Raw genomic sequence first — 22,402 nt, 5'->3', positions numbered from 1 at the left:
AGATACTATTGAATATCTCAAAGTTATCAACAATAAAAAAAGGCTTATTTTGTTTTGAAATTACTATGAATAAATTATTGGTTTATGTTCATAATTTTTCATTTGTCTTAAAAATGATTTTCATTTTAATAATTCTATTCCAATCTATGTCTTAAATTATCAAAGAATCGTTCAATTAATCTTCTGTCGTTTGTTATAATTTCTGCATTTCCTCTTGCCTCCGCATGAAAATTTAATTCTACACCGTAATTTGTTTTTAAACCAAATGGTAAATCTATATCTACAAGATAAGAATTAACTTTTTTCTGATTGTCTGAAAGCGTTTGCTGATTTGTTACCAATGAAATCCTTCTTACTTTGCCTTTTATAGATCCGTATTCATTGAAAGGATAATTATTAAGCTTTATAATTACATTTTGTCCAACTTTTACTTTTCCAGAACCATTTTCAGGAAGATTGACCTGACCAATTATTTGATTGTTTATTGGTATAATTTTAAATAATTCTTGTCCGGATTGAATAAAATCGTTGCTTTTAATGAAGCTTAAAAAATCAACTTTTCCATTAATGGGAGTAACAAAAACGTAATTTCGTTCCCATTTTTTTATCACATCGATTAAGTCATAATAATTATTGAACATATTAATTATGAGTTCTCTTTCTTTTGAAGCTTTTTCAATTGCAATAACCTGAGCTTTATTTTGAGCTTCGTTTATTTGATAACTTGTATTACCAATTTCTTTATCAATAGCGTTGTAATCGAGTTCGCTATTTGCTTTTGCAATGATGGAATGTTCTATATCAGCTTTAGAAGTGACATTTTTTATATAAAGTATAGAATCTTTTTTGAAAAGGCTTTGAGATGTTTTATATTTTATACTTTGATTTTGGAAGTCATTCTTCAATTGACCCAACTTTTTTGTCTGCAACCCCAATAGCTTTTGATTTATTTGTTTTTGAACTTCGTATGGCTGTTGAATTGTGTAATCTAAATATTGATATAGAGCACTTAAAAAATTAAAATACTTGCTATTGATTTCTCCTAAAGATAAATTTTCAGGAAATAAATGACGATGCTCTTTAAATGTCACTTTATGAATATCGATACTAGAAAGCATATTTTCTAATATTTGAACATCTTTTAAATTTGCTTCATTTTTAATATAAGCTATGTATTCTCCTTGTTTTACTACAGCACCAGATTTATTTTGCAATAATATAATATTTCCTGATGTTGATGCCACTAATTTTACAGGTGCTTGTCTTGTATTAACAACAATTTCACCCGATAATATGGAGGGATATTTAATTATCCAGCCAAATAGAAGTAGTAATAAAACCAATCCAATAGCTACAGCGCTAATTGAGAATCCGAATTTAGTTGGCATTCTTTCAATTATAGAAGCAACTTCTTCAGTTCTATTTTCATTAAGCGTTTTATGAAATCCTTTATTAGCCATTTACAGTGTCTCCTATTTGTGTTTTTACCAATTCATAGTAATGTCCGTTTTCTCTTGTCATCAGCATATCATGATTTCCAATTTCTGTAATAAAACCATTTTTCAAAACTATAATTTGGTCTGCTTTACGAATTGTACTTAATCTGTGTGCTACTACAATTACAGTTTTGTCTTTAAAAATTTCTTCAAGTGCCATTACAATTTTTTGCTCATTTATAACATCTAAAGAATTAGTTGCTTCATCAAAAAACAAATAATCAGGATCTTTATATAAAGCTCTGGCAATTAAAACACGTTGTTTTTGCCCACCACTTAAACCTCTTCCATTTTCTCCCATCATGGTTTGATATCCTTTTGGCATTGCTTCTATTTCAGCAGCAATATTGGCAACTGTTACTGCTTTTTTTAGTCTTTCATAATCAATATTTTCATCATCTAAAACAATGTTGTTTTGAATCGTATCGCTAAAAATTTTCCCATCTTGCATTACAGCACCACAACTTTCTCTCCATTGCTTTAAATTAATATTTTGAATATTCAAATTTCCCATAGCCAATTCTCCATGAGTTGGTTTGTATAATCTTAAAATAAGTTTGAGCAAAGTTGTTTTTCCGCTTCCACTATCGCCAACAATTGCAGTAACTTTTCCTTGCGGAATCATTAATGAGATATTGCTCAAAATATAATCGCTGTTTCGGCTATATTGAAAACTGACATTTCGCAAAAACAAACTTTTATCTTCCGGGAGTTTGATGCTATTATTAATATCGTTTTCTTCCTCATTCTCAAGTTCATGTATTTCGTTAAGCCTTAAAAAACTAATTTTAGCGTATTGTCCTGATTGGATAAAAGAAATAAACTGCATAATAGGACCGTTTAACATTCCTATTATAAATTGAGTAGAGATCATAACTCCAAATGTTATCGCGCCTCTTATAACCGCTTTAGCACAATAAAAAGTAATAACTAAATTCGTTAGCTGATTGATGAATTGCGCGCCAAGGTTTTGTGCATTTGTAATACGCAATATTTTTTGATCAATTTTAAATAACTGAACTTGCAACGCTTCCCATTTCCATCTTTTTTGCTTTTCATAATTATTGATTTTAATGTCCTGAATACTTCCAATAGTTTCAACCCAATAACTTTGATTTTTAGTGTGTATATCGAAATATTCCCAGTCTAATTTTTTTCTAAACTGCAGGAAAAACAGAACCCAACCAATAAATAATATACTTCCAATAACATAAATCAGACATAAAATTGGACTATAAATAAACAGGATGATTCCGAAAATGAAAAAGGTTAGAATTGAGAATATGAAATTGAGCGAATTATTCATGATAAAATCACGAATACGCTCATGATCCTGTGCTCGCTGCAGAATATCTCCAATAAGTTTGTTCTCAAAAAAAGTAATAGGCAATTTCATTAACTTAATAAGATAATCCGAAATCAGCGATATGTTGATTCGAGAGGTAAGATGCAGTAAAATCCAATCTCGGATCATATTACTTAATAAAATACTCACAATGATTGTAATATTGGCAATTAAAACCAAATCGATAAAATCTAAATCATTTGTTTGAATACCAACATCTATAACTGCTTTTGATATAAAAGGTAAAAATGCCTGCAAAAGTGTTACAATCAACATTACCGCAAACAAGTTTATAAAACTATTTTTGTAAGGCGTAAAATAACCCAGGAAATTTTCGAATGTTTTTCTACGTTCCAGTTTATCATTTATAGAACGCTGCTTAAAATCTGCCATAGGTTCAATGGCTAAAACTGCACCTGTTTTAGATTCTTTTAACCAACCATTTTTAAAATTCTCAAAAGAGTATTTCATTAATCCTTTTGCAGGATCTGAAACAAATACTTGTTTATTGCTTATTTTATACACTACTATAAAATGTCCTTCCTGCCAATGCACAATACAAGGCAGCGGAATAGTTTGTAATGTATTAAAATCTATTTTGATACTTTTAGTTCGTAAACTAATAGCTTCGCAGGCATCACTTAAGTCCAGAAAACTAACACCTTCACGCGTAATGCCACATAAATCGCGTAAAAACGGCAGGCTGTAAAACCTGCCGTAGTATTTAGCAATTATTTTTATGCAAGAAGGACCGCAATCTTTTGCATCGAGCTGAAATTCATGAGGGAAATTGAACATTTTGATTTTTTTAATTATAAGGCAGCATTAAGAAATTGAAAGTTTGCGACCATCTCTCCCATAAATCAACATTTACTCCTTTATTTTTGGCTGAAACATAAGTAACTAAATTTTTAAAAATCGATAGAATTTCCTTTTTTATTCTTTCTGCCTCTTTTTGACTTCCACTAACTCTTACTATTTGTACATCTAAGCCATTAGAATTATTAATCTGAAACTGAACAAATACTTGCCCTTTATATTTGGACATAATGCTAGAAAATTTAAGTCTACTCATTAATATACTACCATATTTTGGATTTAAACTATTACCTATAACTAGTGGGTATTCTTTTTTTCCATAAATAAATTTGGGTTTTTCTTCTACATCATTTATTGACATTATTGAACCATTTCTAAAATTTGGACAGTTTTCCTTAATTAATTTTAATGCTTCTCCATCGTTTAATAAATAAGCCTGATAAAAGTATTCACAAGCATTATCATTTTCTCCTAGTTTTAATTCTGTAGTTCCCAAATTAAACCAGAAATCTTTATTTTTTTGATCGACATCTACAGCTTTTGTATAGATTTCTTTTGCTAGCGAAAAATTGTTTTCTAAAAATGCTTTTTCTCCATTTAGCAATAATTGGTTTACTTCATTGGTCTGTGAAAAACAGATTTGCATAAGAAATAAAAAAAAGAATTTCAAATTAATCATTCTATAGCATTTTATAATATTCTTTGACATCATTTTCTTTGTTATAGGCTATTCTTATTAATCCTGAGAATAGATTTCTTAATCTTTTTTTAACAATTCAAATACTTCGCCTTCACTTGTATCGTAACGTATTAAGCCTTCTTTTTTATCCCAATAGAAAGACTTTATAAAGGTTACTGAAACATTCTTTGCGTTAATACCATCCTCAAATTGATATACATTATTATAATTTTTACCTGTTGCAGCTATTTTAAAATTTTCAAATTTAGAATCCTCATTTTTAAGATTTCCATCTTGATATAACCCAAAAGCATAAAAACCAGGATAACATTTTTTATCTACTTGATCTTTACTAACAGATATTCCAGCATTACAGCTTGATTCTCTTTTACAATTTTTAAATTTAAGAATGATGTTCATAATATGAGGTTGAATAGGCCCAATACCATAATAATTACAATTCTCATTTCCATGACCTTCATTTTTTTCTGAAACAACTATAGTATCTAAATTTCCATCATTACTTTTAAAAATTATACTTTGACCTTTTTCATAAACTGCAAACCATTCTTTTTCTTCACTCGTTAAGTTTGTTTCTATGCATTTACCACAAGAATTAAAAAACAGCACAAATGAAATTAAAACTAAAAATATTATATTCTTTTTCATCTTACTTTGGATTTGGAACTATTTTTAAAGCCGCTATCATAGCATCTATACTGTGACCTCCTGAACTAGATCCGTTTTGATCAACAAAATGCTTTTGTCCTCCAGCTGTTGTTAAACCAGGCGTAACCAATTGTGCTATATTTAAAGGATCGTTATTCATAATATAAGAATGTGTGTCTGATGCAAAACCTGTTCCTAAAATTATTACTGTAGAATAACTTAATCCTGCCGCATTAAAAGTTGTTGCACTTTCTCCTGTAATTCGGGCATTCGCCTCAGCCATACCTCCTCCTAAAGAATGTCCTGCAAACGATAATTGATCACCATAAAGTGCTTTTAAGACCTTTGCATTTTCTACAGATTGATGATATTGTAGAGCAATACCTTGGGTCTGTAAAACATCGGCCGCATAATCTCCTATGTCTCCCGGTTCTGTACCAGCCGTTACATAGCAATATTCCATTTTTCCGTTTGTACCCATTTTTTCATATAATTGGGATTTAAATCCTGATTGAGTGTCATTATATAAAACACCTGCAACTCGTTTTGAAACCTTCCAATCTCCAAAATCTTTTTCATCTTCAATTTTATCACCATATACTGCTTTAGACATAACAGCTGCTTGTAATGGTGTTGGTTTTGCAGCACTGCCATGGATAGGCATTATATACCATGAAGCATTATCTGTTCCATTGCTTGCTCCGCTATTTGTTCCTGCGCCGCTTAAATTATTTATAAAAAGTGGTAATTTATTTATTACGTCGCCTTGCAGTATTGTACTAGGTCCCTTGTAGTTGTTTTGCACTGTTACATTATTTAAAACTGTACCGGGTAATTGAAGATTATATTGTTGGTTATTTAGTTGTTGTCCTGTTGTTGTTAATTCATTATTAACAAAACTAAAAAGCTGATTATTAGTTATAACTCCTTGGTTTGCATCTACAAATTGGAAAAAACGAATAATGGTAAGTGAATCAGTTGTTTGTTTTCCATTACTATAGCTATCATACCAGCCACCACCATAACCACTACTTAAGGTTCCAATAGTTAAATTATTCGTTCCAGCGCTACTATTTCCATTATAATATGGAGATCCAGGATAGCTACTATTCCCTGCACCTGCATAATTACCTGAATCACCGTAAACACCGCCACCTGTAGCATTCGTTCCACCAAATCCACCATAATTACTTCCGCTAAAACTTCCGTTAAATGGATTGCTATTAAGGGCAGTGCCATTACCTCCTCCTCCAGAACCTGCAGTTCCGCCACCGCCAGAGCCAGAACCTCCAATTATTTCTCTCATTCCATCACGATCTAACATTCCAACAATGTCAGAAAATTTAATTTTTTTAACAGTTTTCATAGTCTTTCATTTAATTAGTAGTTAAATATATCGATATATGTTTATATTTGTAATATTTATATTGTTAAATTTATATATATATATATTAATAAATTATTTTTATTGATTTAATATGAAGTCCTAATTTTATCCTACCAAAGATTAACTCTTCAAATTCAGCAGAAGATTCATTTAACTCATCAGTATCAAAATGATTTTTAAGTTCACTTAATAATTCTTGAATTGTAGTAATATTTTTTAATATTTCGAGAATTAGCATATCTAAAGAATCAATATATGCCAATGAAAACTTGTCCTGATCACATTCTGGAATTATGAGTGTATTGATACTAGTTTCTGATTGTTCAAGTTTTAAAAATTCATCTTTCTTTTTAACCTTTAGTTTTTCAATAAAAGAACTCCAATTATATTTGCTTTGAATAATTTTACAGTTATCATCACATATTAATTTTTTGTCATAAACTGTACGATTATCATCAAATAAATATTGAAAATAAAAATCTGATTTACAGTCTCTTGCATATAAAAAATCTTTTGAAATAAACGCAAAATCTTTTTTAACTATCGAAGCTATTTGTGCATTGAAAATTTCAAAATCTATAAATTGATTTTTATTCAAAACCAAAGTACCTAATTCCTTTTTCAAATCTCTCTTTGAATAAAACTCTATTGATTTTAAAAACTCATGTTTATTAATTTTTAAAATTTTGTTATTGAATTCATTGTACCTGGAAACCAAATACTTCTCAGTTGTATTTTCGATATTATAGTAATCTTTAAAAAGTTGTCGATTATTTGTTTTAAATAATTCAATTATCCTATAATAGTACTCCGGATAATCTTGTCTTAGCCTACTGGCCATCTGTTTACATACAAATTCATTTCTTTTGTAGTTCCCTAGTAAATGCAAATATTGCTTTTCGTACGGAACCTTAGAAAAGTCTCCAAATCCTTTATATTGATTATCACCAATTATTTCAGGTAAAAGAACATTTACCTTTTTCTTTTTTTTCTTCACAAGACAATAAAAAAGATATTGTTCAAAAAATATATTAAAATCTGAAACATTTATTTTTAATAGATTTAATGTGTTTTTACCCACGAAATTAAAAGCCTCAGCCGTATATTCTTTAAAAAATTCAATATCACTTCCTCCTAATATCCCTGCATTATAAGCCAAAATAGGATTTATAGACTTTCTTTCATTTATAATATCGACTGGAAAATAATTTAAGGCTGATTCTAGCGATAGCATTATTTTTTCATAGTACTCTGTCGCTGCTTCGATGTTTTGTGCAATAAGATTGCCTTTCAGTAATTTATCTTCAAATTTTTTCCAGATAAAAACATCCCCATCAACATGTAAAAAAGGTTTTTCTTGCTGTGAATAAGCGAAAATTTTTGGTAAAGCCCATAGCTGAGGATGATAAATATTTAATTTATCTAAATTACAAATGACTTCACTGTATGGTAATTGCAAAGTATCAATTAACATCTTTGAATAAACATTGTCACAATACAATACTAATTCAGGATAATATTGCTTTAACTGTAAACAACTTAAAGACCATGACATTAAATTATATTCAGGAGAGAGCCAACCGGAATTAGTGTCTAATAGGTCGGTTTTATTACATGCCCAGGCGCTTTGTATTATTCTCATAATAATTACTAATGATTAGACAATAGTAATTATATGAAATTCAACTTATGACCTCTATAAGTCATAAAAAAAATAAATTAAGGTTAATTATTGAGACCTGAGTTCAATAGTGCAACCAAATTTTATTTTAAAGGCTTAGGATATTGTTTTTTAATATTTCGAATTAACTCTTCTAACCCGTTTAATTTTAGTTCATAAATAAGTGCCAATTGCTGACCCAGTTCTCCGTTTGGGAAACCTTTATTATGGTACCAAACTACATAATATTCCGGTAAATCAATTAAAAATTTTCCTTCGTATTTCCCGAAAGGCATTTTTGTATGAGCTAATTTTATGAGAAGTTTTTTGTCTGGTTCCATATTTTTTTTAAGAAGAAAGAAGCAAGAGAAAAGAATATAGATTGATTCTTTCTTCTTGCTTCTACTTTGCGCAAAGCTATTATTATTTTTCTGTTTTTTTCTGCCGCAGATTAAAAGATTAAAAATGATTTTCTAATCTTTACTTTTTTTTCGCCACGAATTGCACAAATTTGCTCGAATTTAATAGTAAAAATTAGTGCAATTCTTGACATATAAACTTAGAATCTTAGTAACTCAGAACCTTAGCAACTTAGTAGTGCCATCTCACAAAAGCTTCCATTGCTGCATATGTTGCTAAACCTAATTCCTGGTACAAAGCCGCTGTTTCAGCATTTCTGTCTTCGGCTCTTTGCCAAAATTCCCTTGCATCAGTTCCCTGAAAAACAACACCATCTTTTTGTGATTGGTGTTTGAAGATTCCGTGACGTTTTGCAAGCACCTGATCCGGGCTCATTGGCACAGCCATTTCGACTTCGTCAATTCCCCATTCCTGCCACGCTCCACGATATAGCCAAAGCCAGCAATCATCCATAAAAGGTTGCGGTTTTAATGCTTTTACAGCTTCAAAAATCGCATCCAGACACACTTTATGAGTTCCGTGTGGATCTGCTAAATCTCCAGCGGCATATATTTGATGTGGTTTGATCTTTTCGATTAAATCCATCGTCAACTGAATATCTTCTTTACCAATTGGTTTTTTCTCGATTGTACCGGTTTCATAAAAAGGCAATTCCATAAAGTGAATTTGATCATCTGTCAAACCAACAAAGTGACTTGTTGCTCTTGCTTCGCCTTTTCTGATTAATCCTTTTATATAACGAACTTCAGGAATATCAATTTCACTGTTCTTTTTATTCTCTAAAAATGTTTGTGCTTTTTGGTAAATAGTATCTGCTTCAGGACTTTTTATCCCAAATTTTTCATTGTAATCAATTACGAATCTTGCAAAACGCAGTGCTTCATCATCTGCAACAGCAATATTTCCTGAGGTTTGATATGCAACATGCACTTCATGTCCCTGATCCTGCAAACGCATAAACGTTCCTCCCATACTAATAATGTCATCATCAGGATGCGGACTAAATATCAATACACGTTTTTTTGCAGGTTCTGCTCTTTCCGGACGGTTTGAATCCTCTGCATCTGGTTTTCCGCCTGGCCAGCCTGTAATTGTATTTTGTAATTTATTGAATATTTTAATATTGATGTCATACGCCGGACCCGAATCTGCTAATAAATCGCTCATTCCGTGTTCGATATAGTCAGCATCTGTAAGCATTAAAATTGGTTTTTTAAGTTGAAGTGCCAATCCTAAAACCGCTTTACGTGTCAGTTTATCTGTCCATATTACTTTCTCAACCAACCATGGTTTATTAATTCTGGTTAATTTTGAAGAAGCTTCTTTATCTAAAATAAAAATGGCATTATTATGCTCCTGCAAAAACGAAGCGGGAACACGATTCGTAACTTCATCTTCAACAGATCTTTTTACAACATTTGCTTTTCCTTCTCCCCAGGCTAATAAGATAACCCTTTTAGCTTCCATTATTTTTTTTACTCCAAGCGTGATTGCTGTTCTTGGCGTATTACTTAATCCAAAGAAATCTTTACTTGCCGCCACTCTTGTAATATGATCTAAAGCGACCAAACGCGTTTTTGAGTTTTGTAAGGATCCGGATTCATTAAAACCAATATGTCCGTTACCACCAATTCCAAGAATCTGCAAATCGATTCCGCCTAAAGCCTCGATTTTAGCTTCATAATTATGGCAATAGTCCGCGATTTGTTCTTTTGTTAAAAGTCCGTCCGGAACATGAGCATTTTCAGGTAAAATATCAACGTGATCAAACAACAATTCTTTCATGAATCGAACGTAGCTGTTGATTGAATTTGGTTCCATTGGATAATATTCATCCAGATTAAAACTGATTACGTTTTTAAAACTCAAACCTTCCTCTTTGTGCAAACGCACTAATTCAGCATATAATCCTTTAGGCGAAGATCCTGTGGCAAGACCTAGAATACAAGGTTTATTTTCTTTTTGTTTGGTTTGAATTAAAGCTGCAATTTCCTGAGCTACTGCCTTTGAAGCATCGCCGGAATTTTCAAAAACAACTGTATTGATGTTTTCAAATCGTTTTTCGAAACCTGTCGCTTTGTCTACTTTACTTTTTAACATGATATAGTTTTTTTTATTCTATTCTAAACTTAAAATAATAACAATCAACACCTTATAAATATAATAAGTTTTGAATTGCAATACAAGGAAAATAAAAACACATTTTAGAAACCCCATAATAACTCAAAGAATCAAAAATGTTGTTTTGCAATTTTTACGCAAATTTATGCGTTTTTTTTGCATTACAAAGATACTTTAATAAGTTATATTTAGTCCATTATCTAATATAAAACTTTTGTTAATTTTTCAGGCATTTCAAAACCTCAACAAGTTTTAAGTACTAAAAAAGCCATCAGTTTCCTGATGGCTTTTTACATTATTTATTCTGAGAATTACTTCCAGTTAAAGGTAATTATTTTCTCAATTTCTGAGCTTAAACTCAAAAATACCGGACAAGTCATTGCGGCACGTTCCAGGATAATTCGGTTTTTTTCATCGGCATCGCTTTTCATTTCAAAAGCAATTTCGATTGCTCCAATTCTTCTTGGTTCAGCATTCATTATTTTAGTTACATCAGCTGTTGAGCCAATAAAATCTACATTTAAATCACGGGCTTTAATTCCCATAATAGTCATCATACAACTTGCCAAGGCATTGGCGACCGTATCAGTTGGAGAAAATGCTTCTCCTTTTCCGTTATTATCTAAAGGTGCATCAGATATGATTTCACTTCCTGATTGCACATGAATTGATTTTGTTCTTAAATCTCCTAAATAGGTTACTTTTGATGTCATTAATTTGCTACTTTTAAAGTTAAGTCTGAATCGTAATATAAAATGTACACCCCTTTGTTAGCGTGTCCTCCATCTTCTTTTTTATAAAATTGAAATTTATTGTCAACTTGTTCCGTTGTCATTAAATCTGCTGTTTCCTGGTATGTTTTTCCCTGAACCAAACGCATCATTGTATCAAAAGTTACATCAAATCCGCGGGTTGCGTACGTATTAGGATTTACTTTATTTTTTAATCTGTATTCTTTATCAAAGATTGTAACTGCTGCTTCATCACTTTCGCGGGTTACAGACGGATACATTAATTTTAATTTTACCAGATTATCAAAACTAATTTCATCTGTATCAAGCGTACTGTTTGGTTCTAAAATAACTAATTGTACCTGACATGTTTTTTGCGAATCAATCAGGGCTTTGATAGTGGTTTTAATCATAGCGGTATTTCCCGTTTCCATTACCACATAATTCATTCTGTTTGGCAGTAACAAACTTTTCAGATTTGCTACATCTAAACCGCCGGTTTCTGAAAGAGCCGCAAAAACAACTCCTTTTTGGTTTTGTTTGATATAACTAATTACAGATTCTTTCTTTTTATCTACAACCGCAACTATGTTTCCGTTTTTAGAACGCATATAATCAAAAACAGCATTACGAACAACATCATTTGTTGGAATCGATTGATATAAATTATCAATTGGGTTTGCTGAATCTTTAGACAATGGTGAGATCACAGGCACGTTGTACATACGTAATGTATTGGCAGTTGCTTCGGCATTGTTTTGATAAAATGGTCCGATAACCGCATTAGCATCCTGTAATTTATTTTGAGAAATTAAAGACGAAACATTTGAATTCGTTTTTGTTTCCTGCGAATCATAAATAGCAACATCAATTGGCAGTTTCAAAGTTTTTGCCGAATCAATTGCCATCATTGCGCCTGAATAAAAATCAAGAGTCATGTTTAAAAATTTATCATTTTTAATACGATTTGCAGCGCTCATCGTATCATTTTGCATTTTATTTAAATTAAAAGGCAATAATAAAACTACTTTTTTACGTTCATTTTCTCCTCTCTTTTTAGTGAGCTCAACCACTTCCGGATTAACAGTAACTGTTTCAGATTTTACTTTATCAATAATCTGAATTGAACCTCCTGTATTAGTATTTTCTACTGGTTTTTCAACAGGTTGTTGTTGCTGTTGAGGAATAATTGGAGCAGGTGCTAAATATCCTGTTGGCACTTTTAAAACCATTCCTTCTTTTACTCCCTCAGAAAGTGCAGGATTCAATTGCGTTAATTCGTCCTGAGTCAAATGAAAAATTCTTGACAAACTATATAATGTTTCTTTCGGTTTGACCTGATAGTCCATATAAGTAGTCGCTTTTTTTGAAGTTTCAGCTGTTTTTTTAGTTTCAGCCGGTTTTGCGGTATTTGCTGTAACTGCCGGAGTTGAAGCTTCAGTTTTAGGCGCTTTTCCTTTTATAGTCAATCTAAAACCAACTGGCAAATTTGACACAATTTCAGGATTTCTTTTTTCTAATTCTTCAATGGAGATTCCGTATTGTTTAGCAATCGAAAATTTAGTTTCTTTTGCCACAACATCATGATAAACATATTTATTATCCTGAGCTTTTTCTTTAGCCGGTTTTTCTGCCGCTCCGGAAGATTTTACTTTTGAACCTTTTGCAGGAATAACTAATTTCTGTCCTATTTGAACGCCGCTTTTTTCTAAACCTGGATTTGCAGCTTTCAAAGCTTCATCGGAGATATTGTATTTTTTTTCAATACTATAAAAAGTCTCCTTCGGCTGTACTTCGTGAATTACTTCTTTCGTATTTCCAGTTGTTTTTGCAGCAACTGCCTCAGATTTAACTGCAGAAGATTTCGCATTATTCGTTGGAATCAGTAAAACTGTATTAGGAGAAATTCCTCTTCTCGCATCTGGATTTAATGCATAAATATCATAAGGCGTTACCTTAAATTTTACGGCAATCTGGTTAACCGTTTCTCCACTTGTAACAGTGTATTTAATGACTTTTTCTTGTGAAAAAGCAGAAAACGTTATAAAAAAAACAATAAAAAATAATGTTGAATAATATTTCATAATAGACTTAAAACAATTTAATTTTTAATTCAAAAACAAGGTACTCAATTCTTTTTAAAGCAAGATTCCTGCCACTTGTTATTTTATCGCTAATTATTATCTAAGATCAATTTCTGCCTTAGCAATAATAATCTCTTTATATAACTCATCTTCTTCATTTTTCTTGCATTTATACAGCACTTCTTCCATGTTTTGGTACTTATCAGCGTAAACATAATACGAAAGACTGTTAATATTAAAAAAGAAACCAGCGTTAAAATCACCAGAATCAATGAGTTTCATAATGAGCTTATCTCTTAGCGACGAGTCTGTAAATATACCTAAAACTAAGTAATAGCCGTTTGAAACTTCTTTAAGATTATCATAAACTTCAATCTTTACTTTTATGTCCGTTTTAAGAGGGTTTTCCTTTAGTTCGCGCTTCATTTCTTCAAGCGAAACTGTTTTTAAAGATTCAGCTGCATTTGTTTTATTTTGATTTTTAATCGCGTCGTCCTGATATTTTTTCAATTTTATCAAAGCCAGTTTGTCATCAAATTTTCTGGCTTCCATACTATAATAAGTAGCTTTACTGATATGTCGTTTGACTTCGATTTTTTTCTGGGTATCAAGCGAATCAATTTTAGCAATCAAAAGCTGATTTTGTGCATCACCTTGCTCCTGATCTATTTTATAGCGTTTTATTTCTTCTAGCGAAAGTCGTTGCTGTAAAGAAGTTACGTTACTGTTTTTTTCGCCTTCGCGGATTTTCTTCTTGTATTCCTGATTTTCTTCAACAGCAATTTTCTCTACTTTATTCATTAAACCGGCATAGGCTTTTCGGTTTTCAGCCAGTTCTTTTTTTAACTGAGAAGATAATTCACTCGTTTGTCCAATGCTTGCATAGGATTGTTTTTCCAAACGTTTAGATTCATCAACATTTAAAATATCCATTCTTTTTAAATCGACTAAATCATTATTCATCGTATTTACCAATGAGTCTAATTTTGCCATCAAAATATCCTGAACATTTTTATTCGCTTCAAGAACCAATCGCAGTTTTTCAACTGAATTTTCCTTAGAACCATTCATATTGTTCAGATTGACTTTTAAATCATTAATCCTGATAATTTTCTGATTCATTTCTTTCTGAACCACTAATCTGTCTTTTAAATCTTCCAACTCAACAGTTTTGGCTTTTCCTTTTTCAACTACAACTTGTTTTTCGGCTAAAGCCAACATCAATTCTTCGCCTTCATTTGTAGGTTTAACTTCTTTGGTATTAATAGCCAATTTATTTCCAACAATTAATCCGTTTACGATTTCAGGATTTTGCGATTCTAACTGATCAATGGAGATTCCGTATTTCTTGGCAATCGAAAATTTTGTTTCCTTTGGTTCAACCACATGAAAAATAGTTTCCTGATTGATAACACGAACCCGACCGTCAAGAGTTTTTCTTTTGTTGGGAATTGAAATGGTCTGGCCAATCTGCAATCCGTTAATCAGAAGATCTTTATTGAGATTTTCCAAATCATTAACCGAAACATTATATTGTCTCGCAATACTAAACAAAGATTCTTTGGCAATAACCTGATGGGTTATTTTTGAAGATATTTTAATTTCTGTTTTAGATAGATTTTCATTATTCGGAATAATTAGTTCCTGACCAATCTGAAGTCCGTTAGCAAGAATTGGGTTTGCATTTTGAAGGGCTTGTACAGAAACATTATATTGTTTTGATAAGCCAAAAAGGGTTTCTTTTGCACCAACGATATGAGTAATTTGCTGGTCTTGATTTTGTTTTTCTGTGGGGTGAACAGGAATCTTAATAATTTGATTGTCTTTGATTCCACTTTCTGACTCAGGGTTGAGTTTGTAAATTTCTTCGACAGAAACCTTGTATTTTTGGGCAATAAAATAGGCAGTTTCTCCTTTTTGAATTTTGTGTTCAATAATTGAATCTTGCGCAGTTATTTTGTTAAAAGACAAAATAAAGACAAGAGAAATCGTTAAAAGTTCTCTCATAAATAGTAGGTTATAAAAAATTAAGGCCTTACAAATGTAAGACCTTAATTTGAAAAACAATACTATTCCCACTCAATTGTTGCTGGTGGTTTTGAGCTGATATCGTAAACTACACGATTCACGCCTTTTACTTTATTTATAATGTCATTTGACACTTTCATCAGGAAATCATAAGGTAAATGAACCCAGTCAGCAGTCATACCATCTGTAGATTCAACAGCTCTAAGCGCTACTACTTTTTCATAAGTACGCTCATCACCCATCACACCAACACTATTTACCGGAAGCAAAATTGCTCCAGCCTGCCAAACTTTGTCATATAATCCCCAAGATCTTAAACCGTCGATAAAAACAGCGTCAACATCCTGCAAGATTTGCACTTTCTCAGGAGTAATATCTCCTAAAATTCTAATTGATAATCCCGGACCCGGAAAAGGGTGTCTTCCTAATAATTCAGGATCTATTCCTAAAGTAGCACCTACTCTTCGAACTTCGTCTTTAAACAACATTCTTAGTGGTTCTACAATTTTTAATTTCATATAATCCGGCAATCCACCTACATTATGGTGTGATTTAATTGTTGCCGATGGTCCTTTTACAGAAACAGATTCGATTACGTCAGGATAAATAGTTCCTTGTGCCAACCATTTTACGTCTTCAATCAAATGTGATTCATCATCAAAAACTTCGATAAATACACGGCCAATTGTTTTACGTTTGGTCTCTGGATCACTGATTCCGGCTAACTCACCTAAGAAACGATCTCCTGCATCTACTCCTTTTACGTTTAATCCCATTCCTTTGTATTGGTCTAATACATTTTGGAATTCGTTTTTACGAAGTAAACCGTTATTTACAAAAATACAGTATAGGTTTTTACCAATTGCCTGATGTAATAAAACTGCCGCTACAGTAGAATCTACTCCGCCGGAAAGTCCTAAAACAACTTTATCGTTTCCTAATTTCTCTTTTAATTCTCCCACCATTTCTTCTACAAAAGCACCTGGTGTAAAGTTTTGAGGAACTTCGGCAATATTTACTAAAAAGTTTTCCAGCATTTTTGATCCATCTGTAGAATGGAAAACCTCCGGATGATATTGAATAGCATAAGTAGTTTCGCCTTCAATTTTGTAAGCAGCATATTCTACGTCATGTGTACTTGCTAATTTTACCGCATTTGTTGGTAAAGCCTTAATACTATCGCTATGACTCATCCAAACCTGACTGTTTTCTGAAACTCCGTTAAAGAAAGTTTCGCCTTCCTTAATATACGATAAATTAGCTCTACCATATTCTCTGGTGTTCGAAGCTGCTACTTCACCTCCACTAAAATGGGCTAAGTATTGTGCTCCGTAACAAACTGCCAACATAGGTAGTTTGCCTCGAATTTGAGATAAATCAGGATGTGGAGCGTCTTCTGCACGAACAGAAAATGGGCTTCCTCCTAAAATTACGGCTTTATAAGGTGATAAATCACTAGGAAAGTGATTGTAAGGAAAAATTTCGCAGAATATATTTAATTCGCGAACTCTACGCGCAATAAGCTGTGTATATTGCGATCCGAAATCTAAAATAAGTACGTTGTGTTGCATGCGCAAAAATACTTTTTATATTTTAAAATGAAAAATCGGAACGATGAAAAAATTTTTTTTTTTCATCGTTCCGATTTTTAGGCGCAAAGGGTCAAAGTTACAAAGGGTCAAAGATTTATTTTCTTTGTCTTCAGATCTTAAATTTCAGAAAGTTTGAAAGGTTTTAAAATTTTCGATTTTTTAACTGTTTACTTTGTCCCTTTGTAACTCTGAATCTTTGAACCTCAAAAAGAAAACCTCTTTCTCAAAAAAAACGTATTTAAGAAAAAACCATTTTATGAAATCAAAATTAATTGCCCTTTCGCTTTTCTTATCCTTAGTTTTAAATTCTTGTAGTGCTGTCGATGATTTATTAAGTTTTACTATTTCGAATGAAACTTCGATTAAAATAAAAAGTACTTCACCTATCAATTTACCATCAGAAATTATCACACCGGATGTAACAACCAATTCTTCGGCTGAATTTGATAATAACAAAACCAAAGCTAGTTTGGTAAAAGATGTCAAAATAAGATCACTTAAATTATCGATTTCCGATCCGTCAGACAAAACATTTACGTTTTTGAAATCGGTTCATTTGTACATTTCAACAACAGATTCTGATGAAATTGAATTGGCTTATCAGGAAAACATCAATTCCTCAAGCAATACAATCGATTTAATTTGTACCGATGCAAGACTTGACAAATATATTAAAGCTGATAAATACAAAATAAGAACACAAGTTACCTTAAAGGAAACCCTAACCAAAGATGTAACCGTAAAAGCAGATATGAAGTTTAGGGTTACTGCAGATCCGTTTTAGTCTAAGTTACTGAGGTTCTAAGTTGCTAAGATTCTGAGTTTTTTTTCACACTTAGGTAATCAGTTTCTTAAAAAATAAAGGTTCAAAGGTAAAAGAAGTGTAAAAACCTCTGTCCCTTTGAGCCTTTGTCGCTTTGTACCTTCAAAAGAAAACCTTTGTCCCTTTGAACCTTTGCAACTTTGTACCTCAAAAGAAAACCTTTGTCGCTTTGTGCCTTCAAAAGAAAACCTTTGAACCTTTGAACCTTTGTAACTTTGTACCTCAAAAGAAAACCTTTGTCGCTTTGTACCTTCAAAAAAAACTTAATAACTTAGAAGCTTAGTCTCTTAGAATCTTCAAAAAAAATACCTAAATTTATAAAACCTTTCCAAACCTCTTTTACATCATAACCAGATGTTTCTTAAAATATAATCATTAGAAAGTAAACCATAACCAATGTTTATTACGATCTGAATATTAATTTTAAAAATAAATCATGAGTAAAATAGTTGCAGAACAATTAGTTGACATGTTAGTAGAAGCCGGAGTAAAACGCGTTTACGCCGTTACGGGCGATAGTTTAAATCATTTTAATGACGCAATACGCAGAAACGGAAAGATAAAATGGATTCATGTTCGCCATGAAGAAGTTGGCGCTTATGCAGCAGCTGCCGAAGCTGAACTAGACGGTTTTGCGGTCTGCGCCGGAAGCTGCGGTCCGGGACATGTACATTTAATCAACGGTTTATATGATGCACATCGTTCGCATGTGCCTTTATTAGCCATTGCCTCCACAATAAATACGAGTGAAATGGGAATGGATTATTTCCAGGAAACCAACACCATTAAACTTTTTGACGACTGCAGTCACTACAATCAAATGATTATGACGGCAGAACAAGCTCCCCGAATTATACAAACTGCAATTCAGCATGCTTTAGGCAAAAAAGGTGTTGCCGTTATTGGTTTACCTGGTGATGTATCTGAATTAAAAGCGGTTGAAAGCAATATTTCTACGCAGTATTTCCACTGCAATCCCGTTATCAGACCTTCGGATCAGGAGTTACAACTTTTAGCAAAAGCTATAAACGAGAGCACTAAAATCACCTTGTTTTGCGGAATTGGAGCTGAAAAAGCACACGATCAGGTCGTACAATTATCACAACATATTAAAGCTCCCGTTGGATATTCGTTTCGTGGAAAAATGAGTATCCAGCCCAATAATCCTAACGAAATAGGAATGACAGGTTTGCTTGGACAACCTTCTGCGTATCATAGTATGCACGAATCACATTTGGTTTTATTGTTAGGAACTGATTTTCCTTATGATAAATTCATGCCATCAGATAATAAAATCATCCAGATCGATACAAGCACAGAACGTTTAGGACGAAGAGCCAATCTCTATATGGGTTTATGCGGCGATGTAGCCGACACAATCGAAGCTTTATTACCCTTACTGGAAACCAAAACCGACGATAGTTTTTTACAAGCGCAACTTAAATTATATGCAACTGTAAAAGAAAATATGAACACTTATATCAATGATAATGGCGGCGAAGACACGATCCAGCCGGAATATGTTGCTCATATTATCGATAAACTTGCTGATAAAGACGCCATTTTTACAGTTGATACCGGAATGACCTGCGTTTGGGGAGCTCGTTTTATTAAAGGAACGGGAGAACGAAAAATGCTGGGTTCGTTCAATCACGGATCAATGGCAAATGCAATGCCAATGGCGATTGGAGCTGCTCTTGCCCATCCCGAAAGACAAGTTATTGCGATGTGTGGCGATGGTGGATTATCTATGTTATTAGGAGATTTGGCAACCATTAAACAATATAACATTCCAATAAAAATAATCGTTTTCAATAATCGCGCTTTAGGAATGGTAAAACTTGAAATGGAAGTGGGCGGTTTACCTGATAATGAAACCGATATGGTAAATCCTGATTTTGGTTTAGTAGCTCAGGCAATGGGTTTTCAGGGGATAAATGTACACAAACCTGAAGAAGTTGAAGTAGCAATTGAAAATGCATTTCGACACAATGGTCCGGTTTTATTAAATGTCTTTACGAATCCTAATGCACTTGCAATGCCACCAAAAGTAGAATGGGAACAAGTTGTAGGTATGGCAAAATCAATGACCAGATTAATGCTTGGCGGTAAAATGGAGGAAGTTTTAGATACTATTAAATCAAATTACAAACACTTGAAAGAAGGTATTTAAAACATAATATTAAACACGAATTTTATGAATTGTCACGAATTGGTTTGTGTAATTGATTTCACAAACTAACTTTAAAGATTCGGGTTAGTTCAATTTGTGAAAATTCGTGTTCACAATTGATTCTTACCTAAAACGGTATCAATCTACTATACTTAAAATAAACTTTATGGATATCAATACTCCTAAATCCTATACCAGATATTACATTATTGCATGGGTATTTGGTTTGGTTTTTTACTTTTTAGATTATGTAATTCGTTCCGCACCGGCAGTCATGCTTCCGGAACTTTCCAATAGTTTCTCGGTAAATGAAATTGGATTAGTCTCAATTATCGGAACCTATTATTATACTTATTCCACCTGCAGTTTGATTGCAGGTATTGCTTTGGATCGTTTTGGGGCAAAATATTCCCTTTTCGCAGGAGCTCTTATTCTAGGAATTGGATGCTTGTTATTTATGGTTTCCAGTCAGTTAAGCGGCACAACAGGACGCTTATTTCAAGGAGCCGGATGTGCTTTTGCATTTCCTGGTTGTGTATATCTTGCCAGCAAAGGATTTTCGGCAAAATCATTGGCGACTGCAATAGGATTTACACAATGTTTAGGAATGCTTGGAGGTTCAGCAGGACAATTTGTTGTAGGTCCTCTAATTGAAAAAGGAATGGATATTACAACGTTTTGGTTATTTATTGGAATCTTTACTATACTAGTTGCTTTTGGACTTTGGTTCATCACTCCGGCAAACAGAACCGAAGAAAACACCCAACCTATTCAAAAGAAACAAGGTATATTAAATCCCTATAAAATTGTTTTCAGTAATCCGCAATCTTGGTTGTGCGGGATTATTTCAGGATTATTATTTGCTCCCACAACCATATTTGCGATGACGTGGGCAGTTGCTTTTTTTCAAAAAGACAGAGCTTTAGACTTCCACACCGCAACGATCTCAAGTGCAATGGTGGCATTTGGCTGGGTATTCGGATGTCCGTTATTGGGATATATCACAGACAAAATCAATAAACGAAAACCAGTTTTAATATTTGGTGCTTCATTTATGATTTTAAGCTTAATTCAGTTGTTATATTTCCCGGATGTACTGCCTGTAAAAATTAGTATGTTTCTATTGGGTGTTGGTTCCGGAGCTGCGATGATTCCGTATTCTATAATTAAAGAAGCCAATCCTGATCATGTAAAAGGAAGCGCAACCGGCGCAATTAATTTTATAACTTTTGGAGTAACAACACTTTTAAGTCCGTTATTTAGTCATTTATTTGGCCAGACTCTTGAAAACACAAGCGATAAAATACTTCATTTTCAACAAGCAGGACTATTTTGGATTATCGGAATTTCTATAGCAATTGTAGTAAGTTTTATGCTGAAAGAAACCGGTGAAGGGAATAGTGGAATTGTTGTTGTTTTAAAAGAGTAAAGAAGAAAGAGTAAAGAAGAAAGAATAAAGAATTTAGAATAAGATAGATACGACTGTGTTCGTATCTATCTTACTCTTTTGTCACTATGATTGAAGCTTTAAAACCTGCTGCAAGATTGTCCCAATAATCATTGGTAACTAATTGTCCTTTATCATCAAACACTTGAATTTCGGCTGTATTTCCTCCTAAAGTACCAATATTTAAGGCTTCAAAATCAAGCTTATTAAAGCCGTCTGTAAGATCAATTTTTACGTCTTTAAAATTAGAATCCAGAAATATCTGATCTCTGATTACTTTATCATTATTAGATACCTTTACTAAATCGCCGTCGATTGCTCCAAAATCACGAAATTTTACAATAAAATATTTCGATTTGGTTCTAAAATCTCCTAACGAAATATTATGCTTTACTAAGGTTCCGCGACCTTCCTTTAATCCCGCATCTCTTAAAGCTTTGTCTAGTTCTTTCTCCATTTTAGGCACGTAACGATCGCCCGGATTGGCAAAATCAGTTTCCGTAGACATAGTGAATTTACTTTTCTCCACTCCTATTTGTAATTGAGATTTGGGTGTAATACTTGTATTATCAAAAACGTTTGGCGTTTTTATACTTGGTATATCCATATTATCAGCCTGAGGATTTTTAACCTCTGGTATTGGAGTCTTCTTTGGCTTTGCACCAAATTTAGGTGCTGCGATAGGTCTGTATTTAGTACCAAATTCAGTTTGAGCTGAAACAGTGACAGCGGTAAAAAATAATATGAAAAATAAGATGTGCTTCATTGAAAAAGTATTATCGAATCGGCTTTTAAAAATTTTATAAGATCAAAGCATAGCATCACAAAAATAGCATAATTTAATTAGGCACTACAACTTTAAGACTATTATAACAATATATTAGGCTAATTTTTGGAAAGCAAAAAACCTGCCAAAATATAAATAAAA

At 32.5% G+C, this 22,402-nt stretch carries 16 protein-coding genes; 3 read left to right on the top strand and 13 right to left on the bottom strand.

Annotated features, from left to right (window positions below; translation table 11 throughout):
• Positions 1-134 precede the first annotated feature (134 nt).
• The 12 genes from ACHRVX_RS01630 to guaA all read right to left on the bottom strand — a co-directional run bounded on the left by ACHRVX_RS01630 (position 135) and on the right by guaA (position 17,010).
• Positions 135-1,460 carry an HlyD family efflux transporter periplasmic adaptor subunit gene (locus ACHRVX_RS01630; RefSeq protein ID WP_395328309.1) on the bottom strand — a complete coding sequence of 442 codons (1,326 nt, stop codon included), beginning with the start codon at positions 1,458-1,460 and terminating at the stop codon, positions 135-137.
• On the bottom strand, positions 1,453-3,639 hold the full coding sequence (locus ACHRVX_RS01625; RefSeq protein ID WP_395328308.1) for a peptidase domain-containing ABC transporter: 2,187 nt from the start codon (positions 3,637-3,639) through the stop codon (positions 1,453-1,455). Before ACHRVX_RS01625 ends, ACHRVX_RS01630 begins: the two co-directional genes overlap by 8 nt.
• A 10-nt stretch (positions 3,640-3,649) precedes the next feature.
• Positions 3,650-4,339 (bottom strand): tetratricopeptide repeat protein, encoded by a 690-nt coding sequence (locus tag ACHRVX_RS01620; RefSeq protein ID WP_395328306.1) that lies wholly within the window; start codon positions 4,337-4,339, stop codon positions 3,650-3,652.
• A 78-nt stretch (positions 4,340-4,417) separates the two neighbouring features.
• The gene (locus ACHRVX_RS01615; protein ID WP_395328303.1) at positions 4,418-5,008 is read right to left on the bottom strand and encodes a hypothetical protein; all 591 of its coding nucleotides are present in this window, start codon (positions 5,006-5,008) and stop codon (positions 4,418-4,420) included.
• 1 nt (position 5,009) lies between these two features.
• A complete protein-coding gene (locus tag ACHRVX_RS01610) occupies positions 5,010-6,374 on the bottom strand; it encodes a hypothetical protein (protein WP_395328300.1) in 1,365 nt (454 codons plus the stop codon).
• 85 nt (positions 6,375-6,459) lie between these two features.
• Complete coding sequence (locus ACHRVX_RS01605) at positions 6,460-8,037, bottom strand: DUF6734 family protein (RefSeq protein WP_395328297.1); 1,578 nt, start codon at positions 8,035-8,037, stop codon at positions 6,460-6,462.
• A 122-nt stretch (positions 8,038-8,159) separates the two neighbouring features.
• On the bottom strand, positions 8,160-8,396 hold the full coding sequence (locus ACHRVX_RS01600; protein ID WP_395328294.1) for a DUF3820 family protein: 237 nt from the start codon (positions 8,394-8,396) through the stop codon (positions 8,160-8,162).
• A 250-nt stretch (positions 8,397-8,646) separates the two neighbouring features.
• A complete protein-coding gene (gene nagB / locus ACHRVX_RS01595; protein WP_395328291.1) occupies positions 8,647-10,575 on the bottom strand; it encodes a glucosamine-6-phosphate deaminase in 1,929 nt (642 codons plus the stop codon).
• A gap of 332 nt (positions 10,576-10,907) precedes the next feature.
• Positions 10,908-11,309 carry an OsmC family protein gene (locus ACHRVX_RS01590; RefSeq protein ID WP_395328288.1) on the bottom strand — a complete coding sequence of 134 codons (402 nt, stop codon included), beginning with the start codon at positions 11,307-11,309 and terminating at the stop codon, positions 10,908-10,910.
• The gene (locus ACHRVX_RS01585; protein ID WP_395328285.1) at positions 11,309-13,411 is read right to left on the bottom strand and encodes a LysM peptidoglycan-binding domain-containing protein; all 2,103 of its coding nucleotides are present in this window, start codon (positions 13,409-13,411) and stop codon (positions 11,309-11,311) included. Before ACHRVX_RS01585 ends, ACHRVX_RS01590 begins: the two co-directional genes overlap by 1 nt.
• 96 nt (positions 13,412-13,507) lie before the next feature.
• Positions 13,508-15,418, bottom strand: coding sequence for a LysM peptidoglycan-binding domain-containing protein (locus ACHRVX_RS01580; protein ID WP_395328282.1), 1,911 nt, complete (start codon positions 15,416-15,418; stop codon positions 13,508-13,510).
• 62 nt (positions 15,419-15,480) lie between these two features.
• On the bottom strand, positions 15,481-17,010 hold the full coding sequence (gene guaA / locus ACHRVX_RS01575; protein WP_395328279.1) for a glutamine-hydrolyzing GMP synthase: 1,530 nt from the start codon (positions 17,008-17,010) through the stop codon (positions 15,481-15,483).
• A gap of 277 nt (positions 17,011-17,287) precedes the next feature.
• On the opposite strand from guaA, the gene ACHRVX_RS01570 reads away from it, so the two are divergent.
• From ACHRVX_RS01570 to ACHRVX_RS01560, 3 genes are all read left to right on the top strand, one after another.
• Positions 17,288-17,815 (top strand): hypothetical protein, encoded by a 528-nt coding sequence (locus ACHRVX_RS01570; protein WP_395328276.1) that lies wholly within the window; start codon positions 17,288-17,290, stop codon positions 17,813-17,815.
• Between the two features lie 475 nt (positions 17,816-18,290).
• Complete coding sequence (locus tag ACHRVX_RS01565; protein WP_395328274.1) at positions 18,291-20,027, top strand: thiamine pyrophosphate-dependent enzyme; 1,737 nt, start codon at positions 18,291-18,293, stop codon at positions 20,025-20,027.
• A gap of 166 nt (positions 20,028-20,193) precedes the next feature.
• Positions 20,194-21,456 carry an MFS transporter gene (locus tag ACHRVX_RS01560; RefSeq protein WP_395328270.1) on the top strand — a complete coding sequence of 421 codons (1,263 nt, stop codon included), beginning with the start codon at positions 20,194-20,196 and terminating at the stop codon, positions 21,454-21,456.
• A 70-nt stretch (positions 21,457-21,526) separates the two neighbouring features.
• Here ACHRVX_RS01560 and ACHRVX_RS01555 read toward each other — a convergent pair whose 3' ends face one another.
• Entirely contained in the window at positions 21,527-22,240 is a 714-nt protein-coding gene (locus ACHRVX_RS01555; protein WP_395328268.1) for a hypothetical protein, read from the bottom strand.
• Between the last annotated feature and the right edge of the window lie 162 nt (positions 22,241-22,402).

It is taken from the genome of Flavobacterium sp. FlaQc-47 (genome assembly GCF_044006475.1).
Classification (GTDB): Bacteria; Bacteroidota; Bacteroidia; order Flavobacteriales; family Flavobacteriaceae; genus Flavobacterium.
The sequence above is the reverse complement of the archived record's forward strand: the minus strand, read 5'-3'. Positions and strand labels throughout refer to the sequence as shown.